Raw genomic sequence first — 12,562 nt, 5'->3', positions numbered from 1 at the left:
GCAATGGACGACGGTCTGCGTTTCGCAATCCGTGAAGGCGGCCGTACCGTTGGCGCGGGCGTTGTTGCTAAAGTTCTCGGCTAATCGCTGATAACATTTGACGCAATGCGCAATAAAAGGGCATCATTTGATGCCCTTTTTGCACGCTTTCACACCAGAACCTGGCTCATCAGTGATTTTATTTGTCATAATCATTGCTGAGACAGGCTCTGTAGAGGGCGTATAATCCGAAAGGCGAATAAGCGTTTCGATTTGGATTGCCTCGCGATTGCGGGGTGAAAATGTTTGTAGAATACTTCTGACAGGTTGGTTTATGAGTGCGAATACCGAAGCTCAAGGGAGCGGGCGCGGCCTGGAAGCGATGAAGTGGATAGTTGTTGCCATATTGCTGATCGTCGCAATCGTCGGCAACTACCTCTATCGCGACATGATGCTGCCGCTGCGTGCGCTGGCCGTAGTAATTCTGATTGCTGCAGCGGGTGGTGTCGCGCTGTTGACGACAAAAGGTAAAGCAACCGTTGCTTTTGCCCGTGAAGCGAGAACCGAAGTCCGTAAGGTCATTTGGCCGACTCGCCAGGAAACGCTGCACACCACGCTGATCGTCGCTGCGGTTACCGCAGTTATGTCACTGATCCTGTGGGGACTGGATGGTATTCTGGTTCGCCTGGTATCCTTTATCACTGGCCTGAGGTTCTGAGATGTCTGAAGCACCTAAAAAGCGCTGGTACGTCGTTCAGGCGTTTTCCGGTTTTGAAGGCCGCGTAGCCACATCGCTGCGCGAGCATATCAAATTACACAATATGGAAGAGCTGTTTGGCGAAGTCATGGTGCCGACTGAAGAAGTCGTTGAGATCCGTGGCGGCCAGCGTCGCAAAAGCGAACGCAAATTCTTCCCGGGTTACGTTCTGGTCCAGATGGTCATGAACGACGCAAGCTGGCACCTGGTGCGTAGCGTGCCGCGTGTGATGGGCTTTATCGGCGGTACCTCTGACCGTCCGGCGCCGATCAGCGACAAAGAAGTCGATGCGATCATGAACCGCCTGCAGCAGGTTGGCGATAAGCCGCGGCCGAAAACTCTGTTTGAACCGGGTGAAATGGTTCGTGTTAACGACGGTCCGTTCGCAGACTTTAACGGCGTTGTCGAAGAAGTCGATTATGAGAAGTCTCGCCTGAAAGTGTCTGTTTCTATCTTCGGTCGTGCGACCCCGGTAGAGCTGGACTTCAGCCAGGTTGAGAAAGCGTAAGGCTGCGATCAAAAAAGCAGCGATCTAATCGTTGCATAGGGCGCGAAATTGACATACAATTTCGCGCCTTTTGTTTTTATGGGCCTTATGCCCATAAAGCGATATTTATCACGGGGAGCTTCTTTGAAGCGATACTACCCAATTCGAGGAATTTAGAATGGCTAAGAAAGTACAAGCCTACGTCAAGCTGCAGGTTGCAGCTGGTATGGCGAACCCGAGTCCGCCGGTTGGTCCAGCACTGGGTCAGCAGGGTGTGAACATCATGGAATTCTGCAAAGCGTTCAACGCAAAAACGGATTCCATCGAAAAAGGTCTGCCGATTCCGGTTGTTATTACCGTTTACGCTGACCGTTCTTTCACCTTCGTTACCAAAACGCCTCCGGCAGCTGTTCTGCTGAAAAAAGCGGCTGGTATCAAGTCTGGTTCCGGCAAGCCGAACAAAGACAAAGTAGGTAAAATTTCCCGCGCTCAGCTGCAGGAAATCGCGCAGACCAAAGCTGCCGACATGACTGGTGCCGACATTGAAGCGATGACTCGCTCCATCGAAGGTACTGCACGTTCCATGGGCCTGGTAGTGGAGGACTAAGAAATGGCTAAACTGACCAAGCGTATGCGCGTGATCCGTGAAAAAGTTGATGCGACCAAACAGTACGACATCAACGAAGCTATTGCCCTGCTGAAAGAGCTGGCCACTGCTAAATTCAACGAAAGCGTTGACGTTGCCGTTAACCTCGGCATCGACGCTCGTAAATCTGACCAGAACGTTCGTGGCGCGACTGTACTGCCGCACGGTACTGGCCGTTCTGTTCGCGTTGCCGTATTTACCCAGGGCCCGAACGCTGAAGCAGCTAAAGCTGCTGGCGCTGAGCTGGTAGGTATGGAAGATCTGGCTGACCAGATCAAGAAAGGCGAAATGAACTTCGACGTTGTTATCGCATCCCCGGATGCAATGCGCGTTGTTGGCCAGCTGGGCCAGGTTCTGGGTCCGCGCGGCCTGATGCCAAATCCGAAAGTCGGTACCGTAACTCCGAACGTTGCTGAAGCGGTTAAGAACGCTAAAGCAGGTCAGGTTCGTTACCGTAACGACAAAAACGGCATCATCCACACCACCATCGGTAAAGTGGACTTTGACGCTGACAAACTGAAAGAAAACCTGGAAGCTCTGCTGGTTGCGCTGAAAAAAGCAAAACCGAGCCAGGCGAAAGGCGTGTACATCAAGAAAGTTAGCATCTCCACCACCATGGGTGCTGGCGTTGCCGTTGATCAGGCTGGTCTGAGCGCATCTGCGAACTAAGATTAGTCTTTACGTGGGCGGTGATTTTGTCTACAATCTTACCCCCACGATTCTGTTGAAATATAACAGAGCACTATGCGAGTCATTTGAATTGCAGCAAGGCAGCAAGTGAGTGAATCGCCAGGAGCATAGTTAACTATGTGACTGGTGTGAACGAGCGCAGCTAACACAGGTGCGGTTCAAAGGACGAAGTCATAGAAAGAATTTGTTCGTTGGAGCCTGGCCTATCCAGGCCTCCGTCGAAGACCGCAGGCGTCTCGCAAGAGGCTTAATCCCCTGCGTAGACGGTGACAGAACGCTAAGATTATTTTTGATACTCTGGCTTGTTTCTGCTCACCGTATTAAGACGCTCTTCTCGTTGAGATGAGTGAAGTGAGTTCCGGAACATGAGTTCCGGCAAACATCCAGGAGCAAAGCTAATGGCTTTAAATCTTCAAGACAAACAAGCGATTGTTGCTGAAGTCAGCGAAGTAGCCAAAGGCGCGCTGTCTGCAGTAGTTGCGGATTCCCGTGGCGTAACTGTAGATAAAATGACTGAACTGCGTAAAGCAGGTCGTGAAGCTGGCGTATACATGCGTGTTGTTCGTAACACCCTGCTGCGCCGCGTCGTTGAAGGTACTCAGTTCGAGTGCCTGAAAGACACGTTTGTTGGTCCGACCCTGATTGCATACTCTATGGAACACCCGGGCGCTGCTGCTCGTCTGTTCAAAGAGTTCGCGAAAGCGAATGCAAAATTTGAGGTCAAAGCTGCAGCCTTTGAAGGTGAGCTGATCCCGGCGTCTCAGATCGACCGCCTGGCAACTCTGCCGACCTACGAAGAAGCAATTGCACGCCTGATGGCAACCATGAAAGAAGCTTCGGCTGGCAAACTGGTTCGCACACTGGCTGCTGTACGCGATGCAAAAGAAGCTGCGTAATCGCAGTTGTCTTTATCAAGCATTTGCTTACGTATAAACTTATTCTGATATTCAGGAACAATTTAAATGTCTATCACTAAAGATCAAATCATTGAAGCAGTATCCGCTATGTCCGTAATGGACGTTGTAGAACTGATTTCTGCAATGGAAGAAAAATTCGGTGTTTCCGCTGCTGCTGCTGTAGCTGTAGCTGCTGGCCCGGCTGAAGCTGCTGAAGAAAAAACTGAATTCGACGTAATTCTGAAAGCTGCTGGCGCTAACAAAGTTGCTGTTATCAAAGCAGTACGTGGCGCAACTGGCCTGGGTCTGAAAGAAGCTAAAGACCTGGTAGAATCTGCTCCGGCCGCTCTGAAAGAAGGCGTGAGCAAAGATGACGCTGAAGCACTGAAAAAATCTCTGGAAGAAGCTGGCGCTGAAGTTGAAGTTAAATAAGCCAACCCTTCCGGTTGCAGCCTGAGAAATCAGGCTGATGGCTGGTGACTTTTTAGTCACCAGCCTTTTTGCGCTGTAAGGCGCCAGTAGCGTTTCACACTGTTTGACTACTGCTGTGCCTTTCAATGCTTGTTTCTATCGACGACTTAATATACTGCGACAGAGCGTACGTTCTGTGTAAATCGCAATGAAATGGTTTAAGCGTGATAGCAACAGGCATTGCGGAAAGTATCCATTTTCCGGTCAACAAAATAGTGTTGCACAAACTGTCCCCCGCAGGACAGATGGGTCGACTTGTCAGCGAGCTGAGGAACCCTATGGTTTACTCCTATACCGAGAAAAAACGTATTCGTAAGGATTTTGGTAAACGTCCACAAGTTCTGGATGTACCTTATCTCCTTTCTATCCAGCTTGACTCGTTTCAGAAGTTTATCGAGCAAGATCCTGAAGGGCAGTACGGCCTGGAAGCAGCCTTCCGTTCCGTGTTCCCGATTCAGAGCTACAGCGGTAATTCCGAGCTGCAGTACGTCAGCTACCGCCTTGGCGAACCGGTGTTTGACGTTCAGGAATGTCAGATCCGTGGCGTGACCTATTCCGCACCGCTGCGCGTAAAACTGCGTCTGGTGATCTACGAGCGCGAAGCGCCGGAAGGCACCGTTAAAGACATTAAAGAACAAGAAGTCTACATGGGCGAAATTCCGCTCATGACCGACAACGGTACCTTTGTTATCAACGGTACTGAGCGTGTTATCGTTTCTCAGCTGCACCGTAGTCCGGGCGTCTTCTTTGACTCCGACAAAGGTAAAACCCACTCTTCGGGTAAAGTGCTGTATAACGCGCGCATCATTCCTTACCGTGGTTCCTGGCTGGACTTCGAATTCGATCCGAAGGACAACCTGTTCGTGCGTATCGACCGTCGCCGTAAACTGCCTGCGACCATCATCCTGCGTGCGCTGAACTACACCACTGAGCAGATCCTTGACCTGTTCTTTGAGAAAGTCGTCTTCGAAATTCGCGACAACAAGCTGCAGATGGAGCTGATTCCAGAACGTCTGCGCGGCGAAACCGCGTCGTTCGATATCGAAGCTAACGGCAAGGTGTACGTTGAAAAAGGCCGTCGCATTACCGCGCGTCATATCCGTCAGCTGGAAAAAGACGATATCAAGCATATCGAAGTTCCGGTTGAGTACATCGCAGGTAAAGTCGTCTCTAAAGACTACGTTGACGAATCCACTGGCGAGCTGATCTGCGCGGCGAACATGGAGCTGAGCCTGGATCTGCTGGCTAAGCTTAGCCAGTCCGGCCACAAGCGTATCGAAACGCTGTTTACCAACGATCTGGACCACGGCCCGTACATTTCTGAAACGGTACGCGTCGACCCAACCAACGATCGTCTGAGCGCGCTGGTAGAAATCTACCGCATGATGCGCCCTGGTGAGCCGCCGACACGCGAAGCGGCTGAAAGCCTGTTCGAGAACCTGTTCTTCTCCGAAGACCGCTATGACCTGTCTGCGGTGGGTCGTATGAAGTTCAACCGTTCTCTGCTGCGCGACGAAATCGAAGGTTCCGGTATCCTGAGCAAAGACGACATCATTGATGTCATGAAGAAGCTCATCGATATCCGTAACGGTAAAGGCGAAGTGGATGATATCGACCACCTCGGCAACCGTCGTATCCGTTCCGTCGGCGAAATGGCGGAAAACCAGTTCCGCGTTGGCCTGGTGCGTGTAGAGCGTGCGGTGAAAGAGCGTCTGTCTCTGGGCGATCTGGATACCCTGATGCCTCAGGATATGATCAACGCCAAGCCGATTTCCGCCGCAGTGAAAGAGTTCTTTGGTTCCAGCCAGCTGTCTCAGTTTATGGACCAGAACAACCCGCTGTCTGAGATTACGCACAAACGTCGTATCTCCGCACTCGGCCCAGGCGGTCTGACCCGCGAACGCGCAGGCTTCGAAGTTCGAGACGTACACCCGACGCACTACGGTCGCGTATGTCCTATTGAAACGCCGGAAGGTCCGAACATCGGTCTGATCAACTCCTTGTCCGTGTACGCACAGACTAACGAATATGGCTTCCTTGAGACGCCGTACCGTCGTGTGGTTGATGGCGTGGTCACTGACGAAATTCATTACCTGTCTGCTATCGAAGAAGGCAACTACGTTATCGCTCAGGCGAACTCCAACCTGGATGACGAAGGCCACTTTGTAGAAGACCTGGTAACGTGCCGTAGCAAAGGCGAATCCAGCTTGTTCAGCCGTGACCAGGTTGACTACATGGACGTTTCCACCCAGCAGGTGGTCTCCGTCGGTGCGTCCCTGATCCCGTTCCTGGAACACGATGACGCCAACCGTGCATTGATGGGTGCGAACATGCAACGTCAGGCGGTTCCGACTCTGCGTGCTGATAAGCCGCTGGTGGGTACCGGTATGGAACGTGCTGTCGCCGTCGACTCCGGTGTTACTGCAGTAGCTAAACGTGGCGGTACTGTTCAGTACGTGGATGCATCCCGTATCGTTATCAAAGTTAACGAAGACGAGATGTACCCGGGCGAAGCGGGTATCGACATCTATAACCTGACCAAATACACCCGCTCTAACCAGAACACCTGTATCAACCAGATGCCATGTGTGTCTCTGGGCGAGCCGGTTGAACGCGGCGACGTGCTGGCAGACGGTCCGTCCACCGACCTCGGTGAATTGGCGCTCGGTCAGAACATGCGCGTGGCGTTCATGCCGTGGAACGGCTACAACTTCGAAGACTCCATCCTCGTTTCCGAGCGTGTGGTTCAGGAAGACCGTTTCACCACCATCCACATTCAGGAACTGGCGTGCGTGTCCCGTGACACCAAGCTGGGGCCGGAAGAGATCACCGCTGATATCCCGAACGTGGGTGAAGCTGCGCTCTCCAAACTGGATGAATCCGGTATCGTTTACATCGGCGCGGAAGTGACCGGCGGCGACATTCTGGTCGGTAAGGTGACGCCGAAAGGTGAAACCCAGCTGACGCCGGAAGAGAAACTGCTGCGTGCGATCTTCGGTGAGAAAGCGTCTGACGTTAAAGACTCTTCTCTGCGCGTACCTAACGGTGTCTCCGGTACGGTTATCGACGTTCAGGTCTTTACTCGCGATGGCGTAGAAAAAGACAAACGTGCTCTGGAAATCGAAGAGATGCAGCTCAAGCAGGCGAAAAAAGACCTGTCTGAAGAACTGCAGATCCTCGAAGCGGGCCTGTTTAGCCGTATCCGTGCGGTGCTGGTGTCCGGCGGCGTTGAAGCTGAGAAGCTCGACAAACTGCCGCGCGACCGCTGGCTGGAACTCGGTCTGACCGACGAAGAGAAACAAAATCAGCTGGAACAACTGGCTGAGCAGTATGACGAACTGAAACACGAGTTCGAGAAAAAACTTGAAGCGAAGCGCCGTAAAATCACCCAGGGCGACGATCTGGCGCCGGGCGTGCTGAAGATCGTGAAGGTCTATCTGGCCGTTAAACGCCGTATCCAGCCGGGTGATAAGATGGCAGGTCGTCACGGTAACAAGGGTGTTATCTCTAAGATCAACCCGATCGAAGACATGCCTTACGATGAAAACGGCACGCCGGTCGACATCGTACTGAACCCGCTGGGCGTACCGTCTCGTATGAACATCGGTCAGATCCTTGAAACCCACCTGGGTATGGCTGCGAAAGGTATTGGCGACAAGATTAACGCCATGCTGAAACAGCAGCAGGAAGTTGCCAAACTGCGCGAATTCATCCAGCGTGCCTACGATCTGGGCGCCGACGTTCGTCAGAAAGTCGACCTGAGCACCTTCAGCGATGATGAAGTGCTGCGTCTGGCAGAAAACCTGCGTAAAGGTATGCCGATTGCCACACCAGTGTTTGACGGTGCGAAAGAAGCGGAAATCAAAGAGCTGCTGAAACTGGGCGACCTGCCGACCTCCGGTCAGATCACCCTGTTCGATGGCCGTACGGGTGAACAGTTCGAACGTCCGGTAACCGTCGGTTACATGTACATGCTGAAACTGAACCACCTGGTTGATGACAAGATGCATGCGCGTTCTACCGGTTCTTACAGCCTGGTTACTCAGCAGCCGCTGGGTGGTAAGGCGCAGTTCGGTGGTCAGCGCTTCGGGGAGATGGAAGTGTGGGCGCTGGAAGCTTACGGCGCCGCCTACACCCTGCAGGAAATGCTCACCGTTAAGTCTGATGACGTGAACGGTCGTACCAAGATGTATAAGAACATCGTGGACGGCAACCATCAGATGGAACCGGGTATGCCGGAATCCTTCAACGTTCTGTTGAAAGAGATCCGCTCGCTGGGCATCAACATCGAACTGGAAGACGAGTAATTCTCGCTCAAACAGGTCACTGGTGTCGGGGTAAAACCCGACACCAGATTGTGCTAACTCCGACGGGAGCAAATCCGTGAAAGATTTATTAAAGTTTCTGAAAGCGCAGACTAAAACCGAAGAGTTTGATGCGATCAAAATTGCTCTGGCTTCGCCAGACATGATCCGTTCATGGTCTTTCGGTGAAGTTAAAAAGCCGGAAACCATCAACTACCGTACGTTCAAACCTGAGCGTGACGGCCTTTTCTGCGCCCGTATCTTTGGGCCGGTAAAAGACTACGAGTGCCTGTGCGGTAAATACAAGCGCCTGAAACACCGTGGTGTTATTTGTGAGAAGTGCGGCGTTGAAGTGACCCAGACCAAAGTACGCCGTGAGCGTATGGGCCACATCGAGCTGGCGTCCCCGACTGCTCACATCTGGTTCCTGAAATCGCTGCCGTCCCGTATCGGTCTGCTGCTCGATATGCCGCTGCGCGATATCGAACGCGTACTGTACTTCGAATCTTATGTGGTTATCGAAGGCGGTATGACCAACCTGGAACGTCAACAGATCCTGACTGAAGAGCAGTATCTGGACGCGCTGGAAGAGTTCGGTGACGAATTCGACGCGAAGATGGGTGCGGAAGCTATCCAGGCCCTGCTGAAGAGCATGGATCTGGAGCAAGAGTGTGAAACTCTGCGCGAAGAGCTGAACGAAACCAACTCCGAAACCAAGCGTAAGAAGCTGACCAAGCGTATCAAACTGCTGGAAGCCTTCGTACAGTCTGGCAACAAGCCAGAGTGGATGATCCTGACCGTTCTGCCGGTTCTGCCGCCAGATCTGCGTCCGCTGGTTCCGCTGGATGGTGGTCGTTTCGCGACTTCTGACCTGAACGATCTGTATCGTCGCGTCATTAACCGTAACAACCGTCTGAAGCGTCTGCTGGATCTGGCTGCACCGGACATCATCGTACGTAACGAAAAACGTATGCTGCAGGAAGCGGTTGACGCCCTGCTGGATAACGGTCGTCGCGGTCGTGCGATCACCGGTTCTAACAAGCGTCCTCTGAAATCTTTGGCCGACATGATCAAAGGTAAACAGGGTCGTTTCCGTCAGAACCTGCTCGGTAAGCGTGTTGACTACTCCGGTCGTTCTGTTATCACCGTAGGTCCATACCTGCGTCTGCACCAGTGCGGTCTGCCGAAGAAAATGGCGCTGGAGCTGTTCAAACCGTTCATCTACGGCAAACTGGAATTGCGTGGCCTGGCCACCACCATCAAAGCCGCGAAGAAAATGGTTGAGCGTGAAGAAGCTGTCGTTTGGGATATCCTGGACGAAGTGATCCGCGAACACCCGGTACTGCTGAACCGTGCGCCGACTCTGCACCGTCTGGGTATCCAGGCATTTGAACCGGTACTGATCGAAGGTAAAGCTATCCAGCTGCACCCGCTGGTTTGTGCGGCATATAACGCCGACTTCGATGGTGACCAGATGGCTGTTCACGTACCGCTGACGCTGGAAGCCCAGCTTGAAGCGCGTGCGCTGATGATGTCTACCAACAACATCCTGTCTCCGGCGAACGGCGAACCTATCATCGTTCCGTCTCAGGACGTGGTATTGGGTCTGTACTACATGACCCGTGACTGTGTTAACGCCAAAGGCGAAGGCATGGTGCTGACTGGCCCGAAAGAAGCTGAGCGTATCTATCGCGCAGGTCTGGCCTCTCTGCATGCGCGCGTTAAAGTGCGTATCACTGAATATGAAAAAGATGAAAACGGCGAATTCGTTGCGCACACCAGCCTGAAAGACACGACCGTTGGTCGCGCCATTCTGTGGATGATCGTACCGAAAGGTCTGCCTTTCTCCATCGTCAACCAGGCGCTGGGCAAGAAAGCGATCTCCAAAATGCTGAACACTTGCTACCGTATTCTGGGCCTGAAACCGACCGTTATTTTTGCGGACCAGACGATGTACACCGGCTTTGCTTATGCAGCGCGTTCAGGTGCGTCCGTTGGTATTGATGACATGGTCATCCCGGAGAAAAAACACGAGATCATCTCTGAGGCGGAAGCTGAAGTTGCTGAGATCCAGGAGCAGTTCCAGTCTGGTCTGGTAACCGCTGGCGAACGCTATAACAAAGTTATCGATATCTGGGCTGCGGCGAACGATCGTGTATCCAAAGCGATGATGGATAACCTGCAAACCGAAACCGTGATTAACCGTGACGGCCAGGAAGAGCAGCAGGTTTCCTTCAACAGCATCTACATGATGGCCGACTCCGGTGCGCGTGGTTCTGCGGCGCAGATTCGTCAGCTGGCCGGTATGCGTGGTCTGATGGCGAAGCCGGATGGCTCCATCATCGAAACGCCAATCACCGCGAACTTCCGTGAAGGTCTGAACGTACTCCAGTACTTCATCTCCACCCACGGTGCGCGTAAAGGTCTGGCAGATACCGCACTGAAAACCGCGAACTCCGGTTATCTGACCCGTCGTCTGGTTGACGTCGCGCAGGATCTGGTGGTGACCGAAGATGACTGTGGTACGCACGAAGGTATCCTGATGACCCCGGTTATCGAGGGTGGCGACGTGAAAGAGCCGCTGCGTGACCGCGTTCTGGGTCGTGTGACGGCGGAAGATGTGCTGAAACCGGGTACCGCGGACATTCTGGTTCCACGCAACACGCTGCTGCACGAACAGTGGTGTGACCTGCTGGAAGCAAACTCCGTTGACGCCGTTAAAGTGCGTTCCGTTGTATCCTGCGACACCGACTTTGGTGTATGTGCACACTGCTATGGCCGTGACCTGGCGCGTGGCCACATCATCAACAAAGGTGAAGCTATCGGCGTTATCGCGGCACAGTCCATCGGTGAACCGGGTACACAGCTGACGATGCGTACGTTCCACATCGGTGGTGCGGCATCGCGTGCGGCTGCTGAATCCAGCATCCAGGTGAAAAACAAAGGTAGCATCAAGCTCAGCAACGTGAAGTCGGTTGTGAACTCCAGCGGTAAACTGGTTATCACTTCTCGTAACACCGAACTGAAGCTGATCGACGAATTCGGTCGTACCAAAGAGAGCTATAAAGTGCCTTATGGCGCTGTCATGGCGAAAGGTGATGGCGAGCAGGTTGCCGGCGGCGAAACCGTGGCAAACTGGGACCCGCACACCATGCCGGTTATCACCGAAGTGAGTGGTTTCATCCGCTTCACTGACATGATCGACGGTCAGACCATTACGCGTCAGACCGACGAACTGACCGGTTTGTCTTCGCTGGTGGTTCTGGATTCGGCTGAACGTACTACCGGTGGTAAAGATCTGCGTCCGGCGCTGAAAATCGTTGATGCTCAGGGTAATGACGTTCTGATCCCGGGTACCGATATGCCTGCGCAGTACTTCCTGCCGGGTAAAGCGATTGTACAGCTGGAAGATGGCGTACAGATCAGTTCTGGTGACACCCTGGCGCGTATTCCGCAGGAATCCGGCGGTACCAAGGATATTACCGGTGGTCTGCCGCGCGTTGCGGATCTGTTCGAAGCGCGTCGTCCGAAAGAGCCGGCAATCCTTGCTGAAATCGCAGGTATCGTTTCCTTCGGTAAAGAAACCAAAGGCAAACGTCGTCTGGTGATCACGCCGGTTGATGGTAGTGACCCGTACGAAGAGATGATTCCGAAATGGCGTCAGCTCAACGTGTTCGAAGGGGAACGTGTAGAACGTGGTGATGTGATTTCCGATGGTCCGGAAGCGCCGCACGACATTCTGCGTCTGCGTGGTGTTCATGCTGTGACGCGTTACATTGTTAACGAAGTTCAGGATGTATACCGTCTGCAGGGCGTTAAGATTAACGATAAACACATCGAAGTTATCGTTCGTCAGATGCTGCGTAAAGCTACCATCGAAAGCGCCGGTAGTTCCGACTTCCTGGAAGGCGAACAGGTTGAATACTCCCGCGTCAAGATCGCTAACCGCGAGCTGGAAGCGAATGGCAAAGTGGGGGCTACCTTCTCCCGCGATCTGCTGGGTATCACCAAAGCGTCTCTGGCAACCGAATCGTTCATCTCTGCCGCATCGTTCCAGGAGACCACGCGTGTCCTGACCGAAGCAGCCGTTGCGGGTAAACGCGACGAACTGCGCGGCCTGAAAGAGAACGTTATCGTGGGTCGTCTGATTCCGGCCGGTACCGGTTATGCGTACCACCAGGATCGTATGCGCCGTCGTGCCGCGGGCGAGCAGCCAGCAACACCGCAGGTCACTGCGGAAGATGCATCTGCAAGCCTGGCAGAGCTGCTGAACGCAGGTCTGGGCGGTTCTGATAACGAGTAATCGTTAAATGGTGGAGGGGTATTTATCCC

Annotated in this window: 9 protein-coding genes; all 9 read left to right on the top strand. The window is 53.2% G+C overall.

What is annotated here, in order from left to right:
* Nucleotides 1-84: hypothetical protein (locus tag NBA72_RS23620; RefSeq protein ID WP_000740160.1), on the top strand; the 84-nt coding region annotated here is incomplete at its 5' end.
* 229 nt (nucleotides 85-313) lie between these two features.
* Nucleotides 314-697 carry a preprotein translocase subunit SecE gene (gene secE, locus NBA72_RS23615; protein WP_001275691.1) on the top strand — a complete coding sequence of 128 codons (384 nt, stop codon included), beginning with the start codon at nucleotides 314-316 and terminating at the stop codon, nucleotides 695-697.
* Nucleotide 698: 1 nt separating this feature from the next.
* Nucleotides 699-1,244: a transcription termination/antitermination protein NusG gene (nusG, locus tag NBA72_RS23610; protein WP_001287521.1), complete on the top strand. Its 546-nt coding sequence runs from the start codon at nucleotides 699-701 to the stop codon at nucleotides 1,242-1,244.
* A 157-nt stretch (nucleotides 1,245-1,401) separates the two neighbouring features.
* Entirely contained in the window at nucleotides 1,402-1,830 is a 429-nt protein-coding gene (gene rplK, locus NBA72_RS23605; RefSeq protein WP_001085926.1) for a 50S ribosomal protein L11, read from the top strand.
* A gap of 3 nt (nucleotides 1,831-1,833) precedes the next feature.
* Nucleotides 1,834-2,538, top strand: coding sequence for a 50S ribosomal protein L1 (gene rplA / locus NBA72_RS23600; RefSeq protein ID WP_001096676.1), 705 nt, complete (start codon nucleotides 1,834-1,836; stop codon nucleotides 2,536-2,538).
* A gap of 419 nt (nucleotides 2,539-2,957) precedes the next feature.
* Entirely contained in the window at nucleotides 2,958-3,455 is a 498-nt protein-coding gene (rplJ, locus tag NBA72_RS23595; RefSeq protein ID WP_001207203.1) for a 50S ribosomal protein L10, read from the top strand.
* A gap of 66 nt (nucleotides 3,456-3,521) precedes the next feature.
* Complete coding sequence (gene rplL, locus NBA72_RS23590; protein ID WP_000028882.1) at nucleotides 3,522-3,887, top strand: 50S ribosomal protein L7/L12; 366 nt, start codon at nucleotides 3,522-3,524, stop codon at nucleotides 3,885-3,887.
* A gap of 317 nt (nucleotides 3,888-4,204) precedes the next feature.
* Entirely contained in the window at nucleotides 4,205-8,233 is a 4,029-nt protein-coding gene (gene rpoB, locus NBA72_RS23585) for a DNA-directed RNA polymerase subunit beta (protein ID WP_000263105.1), read from the top strand.
* A 76-nt stretch (nucleotides 8,234-8,309) separates the two neighbouring features.
* On the top strand, nucleotides 8,310-12,533 hold the full coding sequence (rpoC, locus tag NBA72_RS23580) for a DNA-directed RNA polymerase subunit beta' (RefSeq protein ID WP_000653965.1): 4,224 nt from the start codon (nucleotides 8,310-8,312) through the stop codon (nucleotides 12,531-12,533).
* Nucleotides 12,534-12,562 lie beyond the last annotated feature (29 nt).

Source organism: Salmonella sp. NW1250, assembly GCF_051812965.1.
Lineage (GTDB): Bacteria > Pseudomonadota > Gammaproteobacteria > Enterobacterales > Enterobacteriaceae > Salmonella > Salmonella enterica.
The sequence above is the reverse complement of the archived record's forward strand: the minus strand, read 5'-3'. Positions and strand labels throughout refer to the sequence as shown.

Excerpts from the sequence above, each read along its gene's own strand:
- secE (WP_001275691.1), top strand. The coding sequence starts at position 314 with ATGAGTGCGAATACCGAAGCTCAAGGGAGCGGGCGCGGCCTGGAAGCG.
- nusG (WP_001287521.1), top strand. The coding sequence starts at position 699 with ATGTCTGAAGCACCTAAAAAGCGCTGGTACGTCGTTCAGGCGTTTTCC.
- rplK (WP_001085926.1), top strand. The coding sequence starts at position 1,402 with ATGGCTAAGAAAGTACAAGCCTACGTCAAGCTGCAGGTTGCAGCTGGT.
- rplA (WP_001096676.1), top strand. The coding sequence starts at position 1,834 with ATGGCTAAACTGACCAAGCGTATGCGCGTGATCCGTGAAAAAGTTGAT.
- rplJ (WP_001207203.1), top strand. The coding sequence starts at position 2,958 with ATGGCTTTAAATCTTCAAGACAAACAAGCGATTGTTGCTGAAGTCAGC.
- rplL (WP_000028882.1), top strand. The coding sequence starts at position 3,522 with ATGTCTATCACTAAAGATCAAATCATTGAAGCAGTATCCGCTATGTCC.
- rpoB (WP_000263105.1), top strand. The coding sequence starts at position 4,205 with ATGGTTTACTCCTATACCGAGAAAAAACGTATTCGTAAGGATTTTGGT.